This is a genomic window from Staphylococcus sp. Ze2, from assembly GCF_048568365.1.
In the GTDB taxonomy this organism is placed as follows: domain Bacteria; phylum Bacillota; class Bacilli; order Staphylococcales; family Staphylococcaceae; genus Staphylococcus; species Staphylococcus xylosus.
Map to the genome: position 1 here is coordinate 1,402,322 of NZ_CP183486.1, position 19,887 is coordinate 1,422,208.

Below are 19,887 nucleotides of genomic sequence, written 5' to 3' on the forward strand. Positions count from 1 at the left end.
AGAGAGAATTTTCGTAATTTAAAAACTAAAGGAGCAAATTATGACTTACAATAGAAGATTATTCACTTCAGAATCGGTAACAGAAGGACATCCAGATAAAATAGCGGATCAAGTATCTGATGCTATATTGGATGAAATATTGAAAGATGACCCAAATGCACGTGTTGCTTGTGAGACGACAGTAACTACTGGCATGGCGCTTATTTCAGGAGAAATATCAACAACAACATATGTTGATATTCCAAAAGTGGTTAGAGAAACAATTAAAGAGATAGGTTACACACGTGCTAAATACGGTTACGATAGCCAGACAATGGCAGTGTTGACGGCAATTGACGAACAGTCACCAGATATCGCTCAAGGTGTCGATACAGCTTTAGAGTATCGTGAAGATGCATCAGAAGAGGAAATTGAAGCTACTGGAGCGGGTGACCAAGGTTTGATGTTCGGTTATGCTACAAACGAAACGGATACTTACATGCCGTTACCAATTTTCTTATCACATCAACTTGCTAAACGCTTATCAGATGTACGTAAAGATGAAATATTAAATTACTTACGTCCTGATGGTAAAGTACAAGTAACTGTTGAGTATGATGAACAAGATCAACCACATCGTATTGATACAATTGTCGTGTCAACACAACATGCCGAAGATATCGAATTAGCACAAATTCAAGACGATATTAAAAAACATGTCATTTATCCAACGGTACCCGAAACACTTTTAGATGAGAATACCAAATTTTATATCAATCCTACTGGTCGTTTCGTTATAGGTGGGCCACAAGGTGATGCTGGGCTTACTGGACGTAAAATAATTGTTGATACATATGGTGGTTATGCACGCCATGGTGGGGGATGCTTTAGTGGTAAAGATCCGACTAAAGTAGACCGTTCTGCTGCATATGCTGCACGTTATGTAGCGAAAAATATCGTTGCTGCTGAATTAGCAGACAAATGTGAGGTGCAACTTGCATATGCTATTGGTGTAGCTGAACCTGTTTCTATTTCTATAGATACATTTGGTACAGGAAAAGTTAAAGAAAATGAATTGGTTGAGGCAGTTAGACAACATTTTGATTTAAGACCAGCTGGAATTATTAAAATGTTAGACTTGAAACATCCTATTTATAAACAAACTGCTGCATACGGTCATTTTGGTCGTACAGACGTATTATTACCATGGGAAAAGTTAGATAAAATTAATTTATTAAAAGATACAGTTAAAGCTTAACTAGAGTAAAAATATTTTTAGCTTTACTATCGAATACTATATGTTTATCTATTATAATTAAGTTACTGAACACATAAAGGAGCGTTTTTTGTTATGAATTCATTTGGACCATTAGAGATTGGTTTAATTGTGGCAATTGTTGTAGCAGTAATTTGTTTCATTTTATTTATCATTGCTTTGAAAAGTAAAAAGAAAGCACAACAAAAGGTAGAGGAACAATACAAAACCAGAGAACAAAAACTAAGCGACGAGCATGAGGAAGAATTAGAAAAAGAAAGAATTGAAAATAAAAAAACAGTAACAAAGCAAAAAGAAGAATATAATGCTACAGTTAGTTCGAAAAATAGAGAAATTGATGCATTAAAATTGTTCTCTAAAAATCAAAGTGAATATGTAACTGATATGAGACTTATTGGTATTCGAGAAAGATTAGTAAATGAGAAAAGAATTCGCCCAGAAGATATGCACATTATGGCGAACATATTTTTACCTAAGAATGAATTTAATGATGTACAGCGCATTAGCCACTTAGTACTTACGCGTACTGGTTTATATATCATTGATTCTCAATTATTAAAGGGTCATGTATATAATGGTGTGAGTGCTGCACAATTTAAAGAGCAACCAACAATGGAACAAGTGTTTAACACGTTGGACCTTGATAGACAAGAACCACAAACACTTGTATTAGATCAAAATGAAGATGAAAATTCATTATCTTTTGTTAATTACACGACTCATTTAAATGATATTGAGAAACTAGCTGGTGATATTCAAATAGAATTGAATTTAAAATTCACACCAACAACAATTTTATATTTCAACCCTAAAAATGAAGGCGATGTAACAATTTCAAACTATGCGCAAAGTTCAAACACCAAAGTGTTAGTTGGTCCAGAACAATTGGATGAATTCTTTAATAAATTCGTATTCCATGGTCGCATTCAATATAACGTTGAAGATTTACAACGTGTTATGGATGAAATTGAATCATTTAACTAAAGATACAAATTTTATATTTTGATAATAAATAATGCTATTTAGTATAAACTGTCAACAAAAGCAATTAGACTTTTGTTGACAGTTTTTTTGTAGATTATAGAAATTTATAAATAATTTAACCACAAATTAATTATAAACATATAGGCATTTTTATTTATATATTTGGGAATATTGATTAGTATAATAATTAACAAAATAAAAAGGGGATTTTAACTTGGAAAATATTACATTTTATAATGGTAATGAGATGCCGATTGTTGGATTGGGCACATTTCGCGTGGAGAATAATGATGAATGTGCAGCATCAGTAAAACATGCAATTGAAAATGGCTATACACATATTGATACAGCAATGATTTATGAAAACGAAGATAAAGTAGGTCAAGGTATTGCTGAAGGATTAGCTTCAACAGGATTAAAAAGAAGTGACTTATTCATTACTTCTAAATTATGGCTTGATGACTATGGTCGACAAAATGTTGCTGATGCTTATGAGACAAGTTTAAACAAATTAGGTTTAGACTATTTAGATTTATATCTTATGCATTGGCCTGGAACTGATGAAGCATTGATGATTGATACTTGGCAGGGTATGGAAGACCTTTATAAAAATGATAAAGTGAAAAATATTGGTGTAAGTAACTTTAATATTGAACATTTGGAAGCTTTATTAGCACAAGTTTCAATTAAACCAGTAATAAATCAAGTAGAATTCCATCCATATTTATTACAATCATCTTTAAATAGATATCTTGAAGTTCAAAATATTCATATGGAGTCATGGTCGCCGTTAATGAACGCACAAATTTTGGAAGATGAAACGGTAAATGCAGTAGCTAATGAAGTGGGTAAATCACCGGCTCAAGTAATTATTAGATGGAATATTGAACATGGTGTAGTAGTAATTCCGAAGTCAGTTACTCCTTCTAGAATAGAAGAGAACATTAATGTATTTGATTTTGCTTTAACAGCTGAACAAATAGAAAAATTAGATAACCTCAATGAAGAACGTAGAATTGGACCAGATCCTGCAAAATACAGTGGTCATTAACGAACGATATACAACAATATTAATACAGACTTGATGAGACTGTCATTAACAGACATAGGTAATGTGAAGCACATAAAAAGCCACAAATACAATTTAATGATTTTGTGGCTTTATTATAATGCACTTTTTTAGGTTATTCGTTAAAGCATGTAACCTAATAAACAAGCTAAAAAGGAAACACCATATTGGAGTACTGAATAAATGATGAAATAAGTAAATTTCTTTTTAGTCATTAATAGTTGGACGAGTTCAGATGACAAAGTAGAGAAGGTAGTAAGACCGCCTAAAATACCAACGATTACAAAGGGTTCAATCCAATCTAATTTAAGTGCCGAACCTAATAGGAACCCAATGATAAAACTACCTACTATGTTAACAAAAGGCGTTGCAACTGGTAATACACTATTAAATTTGCGATTAAAAAAATTAGTGATAAAACCACGGATAACTGCACCTATGCCACCGCCTAACATGATTAATAAACAGTTAATCATGAGTAACGTACCCCCAATCTAACCCCAATATAGCATAAGAGTATTCCTAAAACATAACTACTGATTGCATAAATAGAAACAGCTAAATAAGCTTGTTGCTCAAATAAATGTATAAGCTCAAATTGAAATGTTGAAAAGGTAGTCATTGCACCTAACAGGCCTGTAGTAATACCTTTTTTAAAAAGTGGATTATTCTTGTAATATTGTAAAGTCAGTGTCCCAAGAAACCCCATTAGAAATGCGCCTAAAATATTAGCGATAAATGTGCCAATAGGAAAAGTAGAATTAACACTTATAAATGAAAACAAGTATCTGAGTAAAGCACCGACAGCGCCTCCTACAAAAATATATAAATATTGCATTGTTGGCATGCTTCCTTTCTTAAAAAAAGTGCAAGTTTTAGCAACATGACATTGCTATTAAATCTTATTTATTGTTTTTATAATATCAAATTTAATTAGAAATTTAGAATGTATTTATAATTGAATTTGTCCGATATTGCCTATACTTAAGGCTTATTTAATTAGATCAAAGAATCTTTTAACCAAAATTATAGAGGCTAAGACATCTACCGTTGTCCTAGCCTCTTAATTAGAATATTATGCCAAATGTCGATAGAGAAGCAAGAATATGAATAACAATTACGACTAAAATAACGTATGGTAATACTTTACTTGCTCTTCGTATCCAATCTGACTCTTCATGTAGATGTTTGATTGATTTATCAGCAAAAATTATGGAAATTATTAAAATAATAGCATTTATAATACTACAAACAAATATTAATTTTATCATCGAATTAAAATGCATGTTTAATAGAGGATTTCTTGTATTAAAATAAAAACTAATAATAACCAATAAAGTAGATAAATAAAAATAAAGTTTTGAACGTGCCATTTGTACCTCCTAATGCAATTCATTTAACCATAATACCATAAATTCACTAAAAACTAATGAATTTTATATTTATATAGTATATTAACATATTGAATATATGCTTATGTAGGATGAGTACTCTAATATAATAAAAGTTTAATATTACTTTAAAAATATTCTGAATTTAAGCAAAAAATTAGAATTAATACTTTATAGATGGTATAACTAAGTTGTATGGTTAATAATGGTTAATAACCGTTATCAAATAATTCTTAATTGAATTATTTAATTAAGTCAGGAGGAATAAGTAATGGCAAAATTAAATGTTGAAGTATTTGCAGATGGTGCAGATATTGAAGAAATGAAAGCAGCTTATAAAAATAAACAGGTTGATGGTTTTACTACTAACCCAAGTTTAATGGCAAAAGCAGGTGTTACAGACTATAAAGCTTTCGCTGAAGAAGCTGTTCGTGAGATTCCTGATGCTTCTATCTCATTTGAAGTATTTGCAGATGATTTAGAAACTATGGCAAAAGAAGCGGAAATTTTAAAACAATATGGTAGTAATGTATTTGTTAAAATTCCAGTTGTAAACACAAAAGGTGAATCAACTATTTCTCTAATTAAAAAATTATCAGCAGAAAATGTTCGTTTAAACGTAACTGCTGTTTATACATTAGATCAAGTTAAAGAAATTACAGATGCTGTCACTGAAGGCGTTCCAACTTATGTATCAGTATTTGCTGGTCGTATTGCTGACACAGGGGTCGACCCAATTCCTATGATGAAAGAAGCTGCTGAAATTACACATAGTAAAGACGGCGTGAAATTATTATGGGCTAGTTGTCGCGAAGTAATTAACGTTATACAAGCTGATGAAGTTGGTGCTGATATCATCACATGTCCAGCAGATGTTGTTAAAAAAGTAAACAATAATCTTGGCCGTGATATTAATGAACTATCAGTAGATACAGTTGAAGGATTTGCAAAAGATATCCAAAGTTCTGGCTTATCTATTCTTTAATTCTAAAAAGTAATTTGAGTTTATTGTAAATTTAAATATAAGTAAAAAGACCGAGACAATTAGTTATGTCTCGGTCTTTTTTTATACTTTAAAAATATAAAAATTTTGAAATATATCTGATATACTATATATTATAAATTTTCTGGCTAATTCTTTTCTTGTTCAATATTATGACGCATGTAATGATTAGTTGGGGAGGAGTGAAGTGATGAAAATACATCCACCTAAAATTAACGCCCACTTAGAAAAGAAAGAGCTGACAGATGTATTTGATGAAGTTGATGATCTCATAGAATTAGCAGAAATCTCAAATTCATCATTGGAAGAAAAAGCATTAGATAGATTATTAATCTATGGATCGACTATCAAAGATTGCAGCTTTGCTAATTCGGATTTAGGACGTGCTGATTTTACAGATGTCGTATTTGAAAACTGTGATTTTTCTAATTCTCTGATGGCTTATGGTACGATTCATAGGGTTACTTTTAAAAATTGTAGAATGACAGGAACATTACTCAAAAATATGAGATTAAGTCATATTACATTTGAAGAAGTAAAAGCAAATTTTATAAATTTGATAGAATCGAAAATCGATGTATTTAGAATCAATACAAGTGATCTAGAAAATGCTGAATTTCATAATACTACGCTTAAAAACGTGGAATTTTTTAAATCTGAACTGAATCATATGTCAATCTATCAAACGTCGTTAAAAAGTTGTGATATAAGTCAATCATTTTTTGAACATATCATTGTTGGAAAAGATGATTTAATAGGATGCAAAGTATCGAGTGAACAAGCTATCCAAATTGCCAAATTAATTGGTATCGTTGTCGTTGACTAAATATAAAGAAATAAGGCAGTCGTAATACATATTTATTTTGAAAACCCTCAATTTTAATTGAATCACTGTGATAATTGATTTATTATTTAAGTGAGTAACTGAAGTGATGTGAACGTAATAAAGGAGAACATTTCAAATGAAAGCAAATATCTTTAAGCAAAAAGTAAAAAAGCAGTTGTGGTTTTTAAACAAAAAAGAGAAAAACAAATTAGATGAAGTGTTGTCTAAAGCAGTTGATTCAAATGAAAGTGAACAATTAAAGCGTCCAGTTGCTTTCTCAAATCAATTTTTAAAGGAATATATTTTTAAAGAAAAAGTCGTTTCAAGTACCCAATTATTCTTACTATTATTAGGTATTTTAGGTACGTATATCGTACTTATTGGTTTGTTCTTGTTTGGTTTTCTGACAAGTTTGACTTCAGTACAATATTTCATTAAGCCGGAAGTAGAGCTATCGACAGTTACTGTTCTGCTAACCTTGGTTGGAGCATTGTTATTACTTATAGTCAGTCTATATATGATAAAAGTAGTAACTGGGTATTTTACGAAAAAACTATTGGAATATAAACACAATAAAACTTTATAGTAATGAAACTAGCTTAAAAGGTGAGAAAGTGTTAAACTTTCTTGCCATTTTTTATATATAAAAATATACGGGGCATCTACAGTGATAAATGTACCATTATCAAAATAAATTATTGTGGATGAACCTTTGGATTTTAATCCGTTAATAGTACAAGCGTTTATATAATATTGTATGGGGGAACGTTGGGGTTTTACAGGGAATATTGTTGTTTGATAATCGATATAAATAGGTACTAACTTCTTAATTTTTAATATTCGTTTAGACTGTCCAAGTTGTACTTTATGTGAACGTTGATGCTTTTCTAAAATGTAGTTAATAGTTTGATTGATTGGAGATGGATATATAAATTGATGTGTAGTGTATTGGCATATTGTAAGTATCTCTGATCCTATTGCTGTTTTGAAATATAATATTTTAGTTAGATTAGACATGAATGTTTCACCTCATTTATTAAGATAATAGTTTTTATACTTGATTTTGACTCTGTTTTGATAATTTTTTAATGTGGAAATTGAACAATTTAACTCTTTAGCTAACTCTTTTTGTTTATAGCCTGCTAATTTTAATCGGAGCCAAAGTTGTTCTTTTTCCGATAAATAGGAAAGAAAATTATTATACAAGATTCGAGCATCATCGAAGGGGTAATTAATATTAGGAAGGTTATCTAATTCAAATATGTTATATGTCTGAATAGTGTGTTGCGAACGAAAAAGGTCGATAATAAAGTAATTGAGACGAGTATATAAAAATGAATTCAAAGAAGATTTTTGAGGGGTATATACTTTTGATAATTCCCACATTTTTATCATGAGTAATTGTACATATTCATCATTATTGTACTTAATATTATATTTTTTGAGAAGAAAATATATTATGTGCTTGAAATTTTTATACAATTCATTATAGTTCATTGTTAGACTCCATTGTTGTATATACAACATAAATTTCCGGATAGATTTAGTTTATTGTAAAAAATAATAAATTTCATTTGCTAAATAGTTACATAAGGTGTTAAATAGAAGTCATAAGGTAGATAAATTTAAGTTTTATAACATTAACGCGTATTCAACTTAAAGATATAGCATTTAGAGATAAATATTATCTTCGGACAATTATCAGGAGGTTTGTATGGATTACGCACATTTAAATTTAGAACATTTTTTTGCGAAACATAATGATTTAGATATAATTAAAGATAAATCAGACTTTGTTATGATTAATAACATGACAAATGAAATGATGTATCGAGATGGTGAAATAGAAGGCGCAATAGATTTGAACCGTTATTATTATAAAAATAGATCTCAAGCAGCAAGTTTTATCATAATGGAATATCGTAAAAGTCAAGAGTAATGAAATTAAAATTTCATTACTTTTTTTATGAATATATGACAACAATCAGATTAAATTGTACGATTAAGTATTTAGTGTTAAACTTTATTATCAGATAGTCTCAATAGTAGTAGTACATAGATTAAAGAGGCTCCATTCCTAATTATTACCTAAGAGGTGTGAACATGACGAAGCATAAAAAGGGCTCTATATTATCAATTATTGGTTTGTTGATAATCTTAGGTGTAGCTGCTGTTATTGTTTTTACAATGATATCAGATCAAATCTTTTTTAAAGATGTAAATGAACAAGAAAAAGTTGAAAATCTAAAAGTTACTTTAGATAAAGCATCTAAAAAGCAAATTGATAACTACACAAGCCAACAAGTCTCAAGTAAAGATAATAAAAGTTGGAGAGATGCATCATCTACTGAGATAAAAGCCGCAATGAATAGTAGTGAGTTTATAGATAGTGATACTCAAAAATACCAATTTTTAGAGTTGGATAAATACCAAGGAATTGATGAAAACAGAATTAAACGTATGTTAATTGACAATCCAATATTATTAAAGCATTCAGATGACTTTTTAAATGCAGCAAAAAATAAACATGTAAATGAAGTTTATTTAATATCCCATGCTTTACTAGAAACAGGTTCGGCAAAGAGTGAACTTGCAAGTGGTGTAGAAATTGATGGGAAAAAATATTACAACTTTTTTGGGGTCGGCGCATTAGATGAAGATCCAATCAAAACTGGATCAGAATATGCCAAGAAACATGGTTGGGATACACCTGAAAAAGCTATAAGTGGTGGCGCAAACTTTATTCATGATCACTTTTTATCAAATAAAGATCAAAACACTCTTTATAGCATGAGATGGAATCCTAAAAACCCTGGTGAACACCAATACGCTACCGACATTAAATGGGCTGAAAGTAATGCAAGTTTAATGGCTAATTTCTATAAAGATATGAAAACAGAAGGTAAGTATTACAAATACTTTGTTTATAAAGATGATGAAAAGCATAAAACACAATAAATAACCATGTGCTAAGCGTATGGTTATATCCTGCCAACGAGGTTGTTAACTTTGTTGGCATTTTTTAATTTTTATAGATGTTTTTATAATTTATTGATTTGTAAAAATACTATTATATTGCTTTGTTTATAATAAGTTTAGCATTGTATAGATAATATAGATTAGTTGATTATTTGAAAAAGGCTATGTTCAATTTCAATTAAAAAAATCATAATAAAAAGCCAAGTGTCAACTGACGTTTGGCTTTTTATTATGATAACGGTTATTAGGAATTTTCGGCTTTATTTAGCTTTGTTTTTTTGACTAATAAGAATAAATAACATAAGTGTAGAGATAAATACTTTTAAAATGAATTTCATAGTGTCACTTCCTACTTAAGGTTTTTTTAATTAATTGAGACTAAAAAACGTTTTAATATTGAACTATTTTTCATCAAAATAATTATGTTTTTTTAAGAATGTTTCAGCTACAACTGCTGGTTCTTTTCCATTCCCATCAGCTTCATAATTTAATTTTTGCATTTGTTCTGTGCTGATTTTATCATCAAGTTTCGATATTGACTTTTTGATTTGTGGATGCTCTTTGAGTAACTTATTTGGAGCAACTGCACTTGCATCATAAGGTGGAAAGAAATTTTGGTCATCTTTTAATACAACTAAATCATATGCAGCTATTCTTCCATCTGTGGTATAACCTAATGCCACATCTAATTTATTATTTTTTAACGCATCATATACAAGACCAATTTGCATAGGTTTAAGTGAATTAAAACCGAATCCATAGTGTTTTTGGAAAGGGGCGTACCCATCTCCACCACGTTTGATCCAAGTAGTATCTGTTCCTACATTGACTTTATCTTTAATTTTTTTTAAATCAGAGACAGTTTGTAAATTATATTTTTTTGCGGTTTCTTTTGTGACCATAAATGCGAATGTGTTTTCAAAGCCATAAGAATTAAAAAATGTTTGATTAAACTTTTGGTTAAATAATTTTTTAGTAATCGTCATTGCTTTATTTGTATCTGTAATAGGTTCTTGTTCAAGTACACCAACTAAGTCTGTGCCAGTATACCGCGTGCTTGATATATCAGCATCACCATTCATTAATGCATTGTGCTGTATAGTTGCAGACCCTAAATTGTTAATTATAGTGCCGGATGTTTCGCCATTTGTATCATGCTCAATAAGTTCTTTTAACATATAGGCCATAATTTGTGATTCACTAGTAGCTAAAGCTGATATTTTAACAGTGTTTTTTGATTGGCCACCACCTAAACCTGGCAAATCGCAACTAGCTAGTAAAAAGGTACTTGTTAAAATGAAAAATAAAAATCTTTTTAAATGTTTCATTGTTGAACTCCTTATATGTATTAAAAAACTATTATTAGAATATATTAAGATTAACACACTTAGCAAAACATTATAATACTGCTTAAAAAATAGTAGCAGACCATTAATGTGTAATATACATTAAAGGACTGGTATAATAGCCATAAATAATCTTAGTAAGGAAGTGTACTATGAGAATTGCCATCATTGGAATGGGCACTGCAGGTGTCACGCTTTTAAAAGAATTAGTGAAAAGTGATTCTTTTTCTAAAATGAATATTGATGTATATGATAATCCTATAAATATGGGGCAAGGTGTCCCTTTTCAAAATGACAGTGCAGAATTACTAATAAATTTACCGGCAGCACAGATGTCTTTGAATTTAGATAACCATAGAGAGTTTTATGAATGGTATGAAAAGCAATCTACATTTAAATTTTCAAACCCGGAATACTTGCCAAGATTTATATTTGGACATTATATGAAAGATTATTTACAGAAATTTAATCATAAGTACGGCAACATAAATATAATCAAAGAAGAGGTTAATGAAGTATTTATAGAGTCAGAAATAGGGAAGACCAAAGTGACATATTGTGTTTGTACTTCTAAAGAAATAGAAAAATGTAAAAAGTATGACGTCGTATTCTTAACTATTGGTACTCTATCATATCATGATCCATATGGTTTGAAGGGGATACGTGGTTATATTAAAACGCCATATCCGACTTATAATACATTAGATGATGTACAGGATTCCGACGAAATTGCTATTATTGGTACGGGATTAGCAAGTTTAGATGTTATTCGCTATGTAACTTCGCATCACCCTAAACTACCAATAACTGTTGCTAGTCGAAAAGGGCGATTGCCAAGTGTAAGAGGTGAGATGCCTGATATCGATTTTAAATATATAACTCCAGAAAAATTTAACGAGATAAAGCGCAAGCATTTTGGGAATGTACCTCTGGATGAAGTAATAAAATTATTCTTGAAAGATTGTGCATTGCATAATATTGATGTCGAAACGTTAGTGCATCGTAGTCAAGATGATCCAATTAAGGATTTAACTTATGACCTAGAACATGCTGATGAATTAGGGAAATTACAAAGTATACTTGAATTAACGAAAGAAAATTTAAATTGGATTTGGAATAGTTTAAGTAGAGAGGACCAAAAACGATTTTTAACTAATTATCAGCCTATATTAAAAGAAAATTCAAACCCGATGCCGCCTCAAACAGCACGATTATTGATTGATCACATTAACCATGGCACGATTAAAATCAAAAGTGAATTAGAAGATGTTCGATATAATAATAATAAGTTCAACTTTAAATATAAAGATGCGTCAGTAGAACAGTTTGATATTGTAATTAATGCTACTGGATCAAAGACACAACTTGCAGATTTAGATGGTGATGACCAACTCGTATTAAATCTCGAGAACAGACAGGTTGTACAAGCGCATCCACTTGGTGGAATTCAAATTGTTGCTGAAACTAATCAAATTATAAGTCCTCGCTATGGAACGCTGAAACATATGTATGCGCTCGGCCAATTAACAAATGGAATTAATCAATCACGTAATGGCGTTATGATGATTGTAAAACAAGCTGTTAATGTGGTTGACCATCTATTAAGTACAAAATAAGATATTTATAATTTATAGATGAATTACACAACGACAAATTAACTGAATAAGTTGTGAGTTATCTGTGACGACTATTCATAATTTAATAGTCGTCAGTGGGTATTAACTAATTTGTTTGTGCTTTAAGTTGAAAAAATGTAATGAAATATCAAAAAAACAAAGCCGACTTAGATAATAAGAATTGTCATTTTGTCAAAAGTGTAGTACCATTATTTTGTAACTTATTCAAAGTTACCTGACTCAATCATCGAATACAATTTCATAAATATTCTTTCGGGGCAGGGTGAAATTCCCAACCGGCAGTAAATTAAGCCTGCGACCTGCATTTGTTGAATCAAATGTGGCTGATCTAGTGAAATTCTAGAGCCGACAGTAAAGTCTGGATGGGAGAAAGAATGAAGTATAACTTGAAAATAGCACTTTTTAAGTGTTTATTTAGCATACACTTTTATTTGAATATGTATAAGTGTATATTTTACGATTGCTAAAAATGTTATATCGATATATATCCCACACCTGAAATGTTAAGTTCAGGTGTTTTTTTATTTTTTAGAGGTGATAAAATGAGTCATTATTTGAATTACGCTATTCAATTAGCAAAAATGGTAGAAGGCCAAACGGGTTTGAACCCACCAGTTGGATCTGTAGTAGTAAATGATGGGCGCATTGTTGGCATGGGAGCCCATTTACAAAAAGGTGGCAAGCATGCTGAAGTACAAGCTTTAGATATGGCTCAAGACAATGCTAGAGGCGGAACTATATATATTTCGCTTGAACCATGTACGCATTATGGTTCAACACCACCATGTGTAAATAAAATCATTGAAGCGGGTATTAAAAAGGTTGTCTATGCGGTTAAAGACACAACATTACCTTCTGAAGGCGATGATATATTAGAACAGGCAGGCATCGAAGTGATATTCCGCCCTCAATCAGATGCAGAATCATTATACAGAGATTTCTTTATGGCTAAGAACGAATCCATTCCAGAAGTTACAGTTAAAGTTTCATGTAGTCTTGATGGCAAACAAGCCACTGACAAAGGCGAAAGTAAATGGATTACTAATAAAGCCGTGAAAAATGATGTGTTTCATCTACGTCATAAACATGATGCTGTCTTGACTGGTAGAGGAACGATATATGCAGATAACCCACAATATACTACACGTATTGAAGAAGGTAAGCATCCTATAAAAGTCATTTTATCTAAAACTGGTGAAATTGATTTTAATTTAGATATTTTTCAATTAAGAAATGAACCAATATGGATTTATACTCAAAACAAAAATTTAAAAACAAATATTGAACATGTTGAAATCATAGAATTAACTGATTGTTCAATTAAAAATATATTAAAAGATTTATATCAAAGGGGAATTGGAAGTGTACTAGTTGAGGCAGGGCCCACAGTAACTTCTGAATTTCTACAATCTAAATTTACGAACGAACTAATCTTATATTATGCCCCGAAAATAATAGGTGGTTCTGGTAATTATCAATTTTTCCAAAGTGAAAGCATTTTTAATCTATTAGAAGTACCACAGTTTGAAATTGTAAATTCACAAATGCTTGAGCAAAATATTAAACTAGAGTTACGAAAGAAGTGATCGTCCATGTTTACAGGAATTGTTGAAGAAATAGGAACAATAAAGAAAGTATCCACGCAACAGTCTGTAGTTAACTTAAAGATTGAGTGCCGAACGATTTTATCAGATATGCATATCGGGGATTCAATCAGTGTTAACGGCGCATGTTTAACGGTGGTGGAATTTGATCATCAAAGTTTTTCAGTTCAAGTTATTAAAGGTACAGAAAATAAAACTTATTTAAACCAATTAACTCAATCTGCTGAAGTGAATTTAGAAAGAGCAATGAGTGGTCAAGGACGTTTTGGTGGTCACTTTGTTTTAGGTCATGTAGATGAAGTTGCTAAAATCACACGCATACAAGCATCTGACAACTCTAAAATCGTTACTATTAAACCAACAACTAAACTGATAAAACAAATGGTTAGTCAAGGGTCAATTACAGTAGATGGTGTGAGTTTAACTATTTTCCAACTAAAAGAAGCTGAGTTTGATATTCACCTTATACCAGAAACAAGAAAATCAACTATTTTAAATCAGAAACGTGTTGGCGATCCAGTCCATATAGAAACTGATATGCTATTCAAATATGTTGAACGGATAATCAATTCTAACGAATCGGAATTGAGCCCAGAGAAACTTAGAGCATTTGGATTTTAGGAGGGGTAATATGCAATTAGATAGTATAGACAAAGCTTTAACAGCCTTAAAAAACGGTGACAGTATTATCGTTGTAGATGATGAAAATAGAGAAAATGAAGGCGACTTAGTAGCTGTAACAGAATGGATGCATAATGATACTGTTAACTTTATGGCCACATATGGTAGAGGGTTGATTTGTGCACCTATCAGTAGTGATATAGCTAAAAAATTGGATTTAAACCCAATGGTTAGTAATAATTCTGATGTTTATGGCACACAATTCACAGTTAGCATTGACCATGTCGATACAACTACAGGTATAAGTGCTGATGAGAGAATGTTGACAGCAAGAGCTTTAATAGATGATCGTGTAAGTGCGGCTGATTTTAATAAACCAGGTCACTTATTTCCATTAATAGCACAAGATAATGGTGTGTTGACAAGACGTGGACATACCGAAGCATCAGTCGATTTAGCTAAATTAACAGGCGCTAAACCTGCCGCATTAATTTGTGAAATTATGAATGATGATGGTACTATGGCAAAAGGTGAGTCTTTAGAAATGTTTAAAGAAACTCATGGTTTAGTAATGATTTCGATAGAAGATTTAGAAAAATACCGTAAGTCGGCTATTTCCAAATTAGAAGCAAAAGCAAAGGTTAAAATGCCAACGGAGTATGGCGTATTCGATATGTACGGTTTTACAACTTCTGATAGCGACGAAGAAATAGTGGCTATCGTCAATGGCGATATTAAGCAAACTGAAAATGTACGTATACACTCAGCATGTTTAACAGGAGATATATTCCATAGTCAAAGATGTGATTGTGGTGAGCAACTAGAAGCGTCAATGAAATATATAAATGAACACGGTGGAATTATTTTATATTTACCTCAAGAAGGTAGAGGTATTGGATTAATCAATAAATTAAAAGCATATGAACTGATTGAACAAGGTTATGATACTGTAACAGCAAATATTGCTTTGGGCTTTGAAGAAGACTTAAGAAATTATGAAAATGCTGCTCGAATTTTAAAATACTTTGGTGTTGAAAGTGTTAATTTATTGAGTAATAATCCTAAGAAATTTGAAAGCTTAGAGAACTATGGTATTGATATTACTAAACGTATTGAACTTGTCGTACCAACTAATAAATATAATCAAGATTATATGGATACAAAAAAAGAAAAAATGGGTCACTTAATATAAGGAGGAAATTAGAATGAATTTTGAAGGTAAATTAATAGGTTCTGATTTAAAAGTTGCTATAGTAGTAAGTAGGTTTAATGATTTTATAACAAATCGTTTATTAGATGGAGCGAAAGATACTTTAATTAGACATGAGGTGCCAGAAGAAAACATCGATGTTGCTTATGTACCTGGTGCATTTGAAATTCCTTTAGTGGCTAAAAAATTAGCTGAAAAAAGTGATTACGATGCTGTTATCACGCTAGGTTGTGTGATTAGAGGTTCGACTTCACATTACGATTATGTATGTAATGAAGTAGCCAAAGGTATTTCTAAAGCAAATGATGTGACTGATACACCGGTGATTTTTGGAATTTTAACAACTGAAAATATCGAACAAGCTGTTGAAAGAGCTGGTACTAAAGCTGGTAATAAAGGTTCGGAAGCAGCTGTTAGTGCCATTGAAATGGCAAATTTATTAAAAGAAATATAAAAATCCTCAAGCATTTAAACGAGGATTGCGGTTAATAGTAATTAAATTATACGCTTAAAAAGTGAAATATATGAACATTGCATGATGACTAGAAAACTAAATTACTTGTATTAAGTTATATAGCAATCTAGCCAACAGTGGCAAAGCGGGTATGTAATATCAATTTATTAAATTTGGTGTTACATACCCGTTATTTTTTATTTCTTAAAAATACGGTATAAAAATGTTGTTGCGAGTGCAAATGATGCTATAGCACCACTAACTATACCGACTTTCTTAAGAATATCTGGTTTCATAAATTCTTTAAACATTAAGTTTAAATTTTGTGGTCTCTCTGCTAGCCTACGCATAAAGTAACTAAACCAATCATCTCCATAAGGTACGTAGATGCAGAAATTATTACCTTCACCAGCAATTTTTTCTGCTAAATCTGTACGGAACCCATATAACATTTGGAATTCGTATTGGCTTCTTTCAATATTATTATCTTTAATAAATTGTTTCATGTGTCTGATGATTTCATCATCATGTGTAGCAATTGAAGTTACATTTTTTGAATTTAAAAGCCTTTTTTCCATCAAACGAATATAGTTTTTATCTATCTCTTCTTTTGTTTGATAGGCTATAGTATCGCTTTCTTTATAAGCACCTTTTACCATGCGTAGTCTTAATTCTGGATATTTATCAATAAGTGCGTCAGCTTTATATAAATATGCCTGAATTACAGTACCTACATTTTTAAATTCACCTTTTAAGCGATCTAAAACTTGGGTGATATCGAATAGACTATCATACTTTTCAGTATCTATATTAATATGCATATTATCAAATTCATTGGCTTTCAATAATATTTCACGTAAATTGCGATAAGCAAGATCTGTATCAAACTCTGAACCTAGCTGGCTCAATTTAATAGACATGTGACCATCTAAGTTATGATTGTAAATTGCATACATCACTTCTATGATTTGGTCTTTTGCTTGGATTGCTTCACCTTCAGTTAGAACAAACTCACCAAGACAATCAACTGTAACAGTGATTCCCTTGTTATTTAAACGTTCAATTGTGTCCACCAAGGCAGTAATAGTATTACCTGCAACTACTTTATTTGCCCCGAGCATTGGCCCGATCTCCTTGGCAGTCTTATTCAAAAGCGGATTATTTGATAATCCGATAAAAAAATTCTTCACAATTGGCATATTAATTCCTCCTATTCCGCTTATAGCTATGTTTCATTAATAGTGTAGCATGAATCAAATAGTAATGAAATCGTTTACAATAAAATATATTACACTTTAAATTATTAAATGCACTCATGAGTTCCATATTGAAGAGAGTTATAAATTTAGTTGTAGGAAATAAACTCATTTTTAGAGTTGTATTGTTATGTTTAAAATGGAAAAACTACATGATATTTTGATACAATACAGTTAATGAATTTAAAGTAGAAGGGGAAGTATGGAAAATGTGGAAATGGGAAACCGAAAATGAAGCCAAAGGTATTGTGGTGATTGCACACAACATGCTTGAACATACAGGTAGATACGCATATGTAATTACAATGCTTCGCCGTAATGGGTATCATGTGATTATGGGAGATTTGCCAGGACAGGGGCAAACCTCACGTTCAAACAAAGGGCAAATTGATAATTTTGATGTATATCATGAGCATATACTTGAATGGATTCGAATCGCGAACGAATATAAATTGCCAACTTATGTCTTGGGCGTAGGATTGGGTGGTTTAATTGTTTTAAACATGCTTGAAAAAGTGGAGGTACCTATAGAAGGGTTGATGTTACTTTCACCATTACTTGAGTTTAAAAAAAGTAATAAAACTAGAAAAGATAAGATTATTTCTAATATAGGTAAAATTGCCAAAGATACGAGATTTAAAGTTGGTATTACGGTTGAAGATTTAACCAGAAATTCTGAAGTAATCGATGAAACAAATAATGATCAACTTATGCTACAAAAAGTCACATACCACTGGTATAAACAAATTATTGAGATAATGAAGGAAACGGTAAATCACTTAAAAGATGTAAAATCGTTACCATTACTTTTAATGTATGGCACAGAAGATAAAGTAGCCGATGTCACGGCGATGGATTTAATAAAAGAAAAAATCATTACTGAAGAATTATATTTCAAGGCTTGGGATGGATTATACCATGAAATACATAATGAACCTGAGAGAGATGAAGTCATGAGATATATTTTAGCTTTCTTGAATAATAGTTCAAGTAATAATGGTTTCATAGTACATGATGAAAATGAAGTCTCATAACAATCAAAAAGTCTAATTAAAGGTTTGCTGCATATATATGCTAAGAAGAAATCGTACTAAGGTGTACGGTTTCTTTTTTTATTTATAGCTTCAAATATAAAGAAATATTTAATTTGTGAAATAAATCACAAAAACATTGCAATTTTTTATAGACCCTGTTATATTTAATTTGTGAAATAAATCACATAAAAGTTCATATACGTAAGGAGAGTCTTATTATGGAATATATTAAAAGTAATAAAGTAGTTTTAATTGGAGATGGCGCTGTAGGCTCTAGTTATGCATTTGCATTAGTTGCTCAAGGGGTAGCGGATGAATTAGTGATTATTGATTTAGCAGAAGAAAAAGTTAAAGGTGACGTGATGGATTTGAACCACGCTGCACCTTATGGTGGGTCACCTATAAAGATAAAAGCGGGTAGCTATAAAGATTGTGATAACGCAGACATAGTTGTAATTACTGCTGGCGCTGCTCAAAAACCAGGAGAAACAAGATTAGATTTAATTGAAAAAAACACAAAAATATTTAAAAATATAGTGTCTGAAGTTATGAATTCAGGATTTGATGGTATTTTCCTTGTAGCTACAAATCCTGTAGATGTTTTGACTTATGTAACAAGAGAAGTTTCAGGTTTACCAAAAGAAAAAGTCATTGGTTCTGGAACGATATTAGATACTGCAAGATTTAAATACGAATTAGCAGAAGAATTTGGCGTTTCAGATAGAAGTGTTCACGGACAAATTATAGGCGAGCACGGAGATTCAGAATTGGCAGTTTGGTCACAAGCAAATATTGCTGGTCAACCATTATATCAATTACTTAAAGATGATCCTGAAAGACAACACAGAATTGAAGAAATTTTTGTGAATACGCGTGATGCGGCGTATGATATTATTCAAGCTAAAGGGGCGACATACTACGGTATCGCTATGGGATTGGTTCATATTACAAAAGCTATATTAAACAATCAAAATCTCGTCTTAACAGTTTCTAGTTATTTAGAAGGAGAATATGACCAAAAAGGTGTCTATGTTGGTGTACCTACAAAAATTAATCGACAAGGGGCAGTGAAAGTATTTGAAATACCTTTAAGCGAGGAAGAAGAGAAATTATTCAACAATTCTGTCAACATTTTGAAAGAAATGCAAAATAAAATATCTCATTTAATTGCATAATTCATAGTTTGAATTTAAACTGTATATAAGATTAATTTTATTA

At 31.0% G+C, this 19,887-nt stretch carries 22 protein-coding genes and 1 riboswitch; of the genes, 15 read left to right on the plus strand and 7 right to left on the minus strand.

What is annotated here, in order from left to right:
* Positions 1-40: 40 nt before the first annotated feature.
* The 3 genes from metK to ACM591_RS06515 all read left to right on the plus strand — a co-directional run bounded on the left by metK (position 41) and on the right by ACM591_RS06515 (position 3,290).
* Entirely contained in the window at positions 41-1,237 is a 1,197-nt protein-coding gene (gene metK / locus ACM591_RS06505; protein WP_029376983.1) for a methionine adenosyltransferase, read from the plus strand.
* Between the two features lie 93 nt (positions 1,238-1,330).
* Entirely contained in the window at positions 1,331-2,239 is a 909-nt protein-coding gene (locus tag ACM591_RS06510) for a nuclease-related domain-containing protein (RefSeq protein ID WP_418354311.1), read from the plus strand.
* 214 nt (positions 2,240-2,453) lie between these two features.
* Positions 2,454-3,290, plus strand: coding sequence for an aldo/keto reductase (locus tag ACM591_RS06515; RefSeq protein WP_029376985.1), 837 nt, complete (start codon positions 2,454-2,456; stop codon positions 3,288-3,290).
* A 140-nt stretch (positions 3,291-3,430) separates the two neighbouring features.
* Here the strand turns inward: ACM591_RS06515 and ACM591_RS06520 are convergent, their stop codons facing one another.
* The 3 genes from ACM591_RS06520 to ACM591_RS06530 all read right to left on the minus strand — a co-directional run bounded on the left by ACM591_RS06520 (position 3,431) and on the right by ACM591_RS06530 (position 4,681).
* Positions 3,431-3,784, minus strand: a complete 354-nt coding sequence (locus tag ACM591_RS06520; RefSeq protein ID WP_029376986.1) for a fluoride efflux transporter FluC — start codon at positions 3,782-3,784, stop codon at positions 3,431-3,433.
* Entirely contained in the window at positions 3,781-4,146 is a 366-nt protein-coding gene (gene crcB, locus ACM591_RS06525; protein ID WP_042362468.1) for a fluoride efflux transporter CrcB, read from the minus strand. Before crcB ends, ACM591_RS06520 begins: the two co-directional genes overlap by 4 nt.
* A 229-nt stretch (positions 4,147-4,375) precedes the next feature.
* Positions 4,376-4,681 carry a hypothetical protein gene (locus ACM591_RS06530; protein WP_029376988.1) on the minus strand — a complete coding sequence of 102 codons (306 nt, stop codon included), beginning with the start codon at positions 4,679-4,681 and terminating at the stop codon, positions 4,376-4,378.
* 289 nt (positions 4,682-4,970) lie between these two features.
* Here ACM591_RS06530 and ACM591_RS06535 point away from each other — a divergent pair, with 289 nt between their 5' ends.
* From ACM591_RS06535 to ACM591_RS06545, 3 genes are all read left to right on the plus strand, one after another.
* Complete coding sequence (locus ACM591_RS06535; RefSeq protein ID WP_029376989.1) at positions 4,971-5,684, plus strand: transaldolase; 714 nt, start codon at positions 4,971-4,973, stop codon at positions 5,682-5,684.
* A 190-nt stretch (positions 5,685-5,874) separates the two neighbouring features.
* On the plus strand, positions 5,875-6,528 hold the full coding sequence (locus ACM591_RS06540; RefSeq protein WP_231291664.1) for a pentapeptide repeat-containing protein: 654 nt from the start codon (positions 5,875-5,877) through the stop codon (positions 6,526-6,528).
* A gap of 136 nt (positions 6,529-6,664) precedes the next feature.
* The gene (locus ACM591_RS06545) at positions 6,665-7,114 is read left to right on the plus strand and encodes a hypothetical protein (RefSeq protein WP_326025839.1); all 450 of its coding nucleotides are present in this window, start codon (positions 6,665-6,667) and stop codon (positions 7,112-7,114) included.
* 8 nt (positions 7,115-7,122) lie between these two features.
* On the opposite strand, the gene ACM591_RS06550 is transcribed toward ACM591_RS06545, so the two are convergent.
* Positions 7,123-7,545, minus strand: a complete 423-nt coding sequence (locus ACM591_RS06550; RefSeq protein ID WP_326025838.1) for a competence protein ComK — start codon at positions 7,543-7,545, stop codon at positions 7,123-7,125.
* Between the two features lie 12 nt (positions 7,546-7,557).
* Positions 7,558-8,055, minus strand: coding sequence for a sigma-70 family RNA polymerase sigma factor (locus ACM591_RS06555; protein WP_307726008.1), 498 nt, complete (start codon positions 8,053-8,055; stop codon positions 7,558-7,560).
* Positions 8,056-8,242: 187 nt separating this feature from the next.
* Between ACM591_RS06555 and ACM591_RS06560 the strand changes: the two genes are divergently transcribed.
* Positions 8,243-8,467, plus strand: coding sequence for a hypothetical protein (locus ACM591_RS06560; protein WP_017722196.1), 225 nt, complete (start codon positions 8,243-8,245; stop codon positions 8,465-8,467).
* A 164-nt stretch (positions 8,468-8,631) separates the two neighbouring features.
* A complete protein-coding gene (locus tag ACM591_RS06565; protein WP_029376994.1) occupies positions 8,632-9,486 on the plus strand; it encodes an N-acetylglucosaminidase in 855 nt (284 codons plus the stop codon).
* A 422-nt stretch (positions 9,487-9,908) separates the two neighbouring features.
* Here ACM591_RS06565 and ACM591_RS06570 read toward each other — a convergent pair whose 3' ends face one another.
* Positions 9,909-10,835, minus strand: coding sequence for an osmoprotectant ABC transporter substrate-binding protein (locus ACM591_RS06570; RefSeq protein WP_186335595.1), 927 nt, complete (start codon positions 10,833-10,835; stop codon positions 9,909-9,911).
* A 170-nt stretch (positions 10,836-11,005) separates the two neighbouring features.
* On the opposite strand from ACM591_RS06570, the gene ACM591_RS06575 reads away from it, so the two are divergent.
* From ACM591_RS06575 to ribE (ACM591_RS06595), 5 genes are all read left to right on the plus strand, one after another.
* Positions 11,006-12,469: an FAD/NAD(P)-binding protein gene (locus tag ACM591_RS06575; protein WP_029376996.1), complete on the plus strand. Its 1,464-nt coding sequence runs from the start codon at positions 11,006-11,008 to the stop codon at positions 12,467-12,469.
* 265 nt (positions 12,470-12,734) lie between these two features.
* Positions 12,735-12,868, plus strand: a riboswitch (FMN riboswitch).
* Between the two features lie 164 nt (positions 12,869-13,032).
* Positions 13,033-14,076 (plus strand): bifunctional diaminohydroxyphosphoribosylaminopyrimidine deaminase/5-amino-6-(5-phosphoribosylamino)uracil reductase RibD, encoded by a 1,044-nt coding sequence (gene ribD, locus ACM591_RS06580; protein WP_326026773.1) that lies wholly within the window; start codon positions 13,033-13,035, stop codon positions 14,074-14,076.
* Between the two features lie 6 nt (positions 14,077-14,082).
* Positions 14,083-14,715: a riboflavin synthase gene (gene ribE, locus ACM591_RS06585; RefSeq protein WP_029376998.1), complete on the plus strand. Its 633-nt coding sequence runs from the start codon at positions 14,083-14,085 to the stop codon at positions 14,713-14,715.
* 10 nt (positions 14,716-14,725) lie between these two features.
* On the plus strand, positions 14,726-15,907 hold the full coding sequence (locus ACM591_RS06590; protein ID WP_029376999.1) for a bifunctional 3,4-dihydroxy-2-butanone-4-phosphate synthase/GTP cyclohydrolase II: 1,182 nt from the start codon (positions 14,726-14,728) through the stop codon (positions 15,905-15,907).
* Positions 15,908-15,920: 13 nt separating this feature from the next.
* Positions 15,921-16,379, plus strand: a complete 459-nt coding sequence (gene ribE, locus ACM591_RS06595; protein WP_029377000.1) for a 6,7-dimethyl-8-ribityllumazine synthase — start codon at positions 15,921-15,923, stop codon at positions 16,377-16,379.
* A gap of 197 nt (positions 16,380-16,576) precedes the next feature.
* Here ribE (ACM591_RS06595) and ACM591_RS06600 read toward each other — a convergent pair whose 3' ends face one another.
* On the minus strand, positions 16,577-17,578 hold the full coding sequence (locus ACM591_RS06600) for a proline dehydrogenase family protein (RefSeq protein WP_029377001.1): 1,002 nt from the start codon (positions 17,576-17,578) through the stop codon (positions 16,577-16,579).
* Positions 17,579-17,844: 266 nt separating this feature from the next.
* Between ACM591_RS06600 and ACM591_RS06605 the strand changes: the two genes are divergently transcribed.
* Positions 17,845-18,669 carry an alpha/beta fold hydrolase gene (locus ACM591_RS06605; protein WP_029377002.1) on the plus strand — a complete coding sequence of 275 codons (825 nt, stop codon included), beginning with the start codon at positions 17,845-17,847 and terminating at the stop codon, positions 18,667-18,669.
* A gap of 218 nt (positions 18,670-18,887) precedes the next feature.
* A complete protein-coding gene (locus tag ACM591_RS06610) occupies positions 18,888-19,844 on the plus strand; it encodes an L-lactate dehydrogenase (protein WP_029377003.1) in 957 nt (318 codons plus the stop codon).
* Positions 19,845-19,887: the final 43 nt, after the last annotated feature.

Excerpts from the sequence above, each read along its gene's own strand:
- ribE (WP_029377000.1), top strand. The coding sequence starts at position 15,921 with ATGAATTTTGAAGGTAAATTAATAGGTTCTGATTTAAAAGTTGCTATA.
- ACM591_RS06575 (WP_029376996.1), top strand. The coding sequence starts at position 11,006 with ATGAGAATTGCCATCATTGGAATGGGCACTGCAGGTGTCACGCTTTTA.
- ACM591_RS06590 (WP_029376999.1), top strand. The coding sequence starts at position 14,726 with ATGCAATTAGATAGTATAGACAAAGCTTTAACAGCCTTAAAAAACGGT.
- metK (WP_029376983.1), top strand. The coding sequence starts at position 41 with ATGACTTACAATAGAAGATTATTCACTTCAGAATCGGTAACAGAAGGA.
- ACM591_RS06605 (WP_029377002.1), top strand. The coding sequence starts at position 17,845 with ATGTGGAAATGGGAAACCGAAAATGAAGCCAAAGGTATTGTGGTGATT.
- ACM591_RS06520 (WP_029376986.1), bottom strand. The coding sequence starts at position 3,784 with ATGATTAACTGTTTATTAATCATGTTAGGCGGTGGCATAGGTGCAGTT.
- ACM591_RS06550 (WP_326025838.1), bottom strand. The coding sequence starts at position 7,545 with ATGTCTAATCTAACTAAAATATTATATTTCAAAACAGCAATAGGATCA.
- ACM591_RS06570 (WP_186335595.1), bottom strand. The coding sequence starts at position 10,835 with ATGAAACATTTAAAAAGATTTTTATTTTTCATTTTAACAAGTACCTTT.
- ACM591_RS06565 (WP_029376994.1), top strand. The coding sequence starts at position 8,632 with ATGACGAAGCATAAAAAGGGCTCTATATTATCAATTATTGGTTTGTTG.
- ACM591_RS06560 (WP_017722196.1), top strand. The coding sequence starts at position 8,243 with ATGGATTACGCACATTTAAATTTAGAACATTTTTTTGCGAAACATAAT.
- ribD (WP_326026773.1), top strand. The coding sequence starts at position 13,033 with ATGAGTCATTATTTGAATTACGCTATTCAATTAGCAAAAATGGTAGAA.
- ribE (WP_029376998.1), top strand. The coding sequence starts at position 14,083 with ATGTTTACAGGAATTGTTGAAGAAATAGGAACAATAAAGAAAGTATCC.
- ACM591_RS06610 (WP_029377003.1), top strand. The coding sequence starts at position 18,888 with ATGGAATATATTAAAAGTAATAAAGTAGTTTTAATTGGAGATGGCGCT.
- crcB (WP_042362468.1), bottom strand. The coding sequence starts at position 4,146 with ATGCAATATTTATATATTTTTGTAGGAGGCGCTGTCGGTGCTTTACTC.
- ACM591_RS06555 (WP_307726008.1), bottom strand. The coding sequence starts at position 8,055 with ATGTTGTATATACAACAATGGAGTCTAACAATGAACTATAATGAATTG.
- ACM591_RS06600 (WP_029377001.1), bottom strand. The coding sequence starts at position 17,578 with ATGCCAATTGTGAAGAATTTTTTTATCGGATTATCAAATAATCCGCTT.
- ACM591_RS06510 (WP_418354311.1), top strand. The coding sequence starts at position 1,331 with ATGAATTCATTTGGACCATTAGAGATTGGTTTAATTGTGGCAATTGTT.
- ACM591_RS06530 (WP_029376988.1), bottom strand. The coding sequence starts at position 4,681 with ATGGCACGTTCAAAACTTTATTTTTATTTATCTACTTTATTGGTTATT.
- ACM591_RS06545 (WP_326025839.1), top strand. The coding sequence starts at position 6,665 with ATGAAAGCAAATATCTTTAAGCAAAAAGTAAAAAAGCAGTTGTGGTTT.
- ACM591_RS06535 (WP_029376989.1), top strand. The coding sequence starts at position 4,971 with ATGGCAAAATTAAATGTTGAAGTATTTGCAGATGGTGCAGATATTGAA.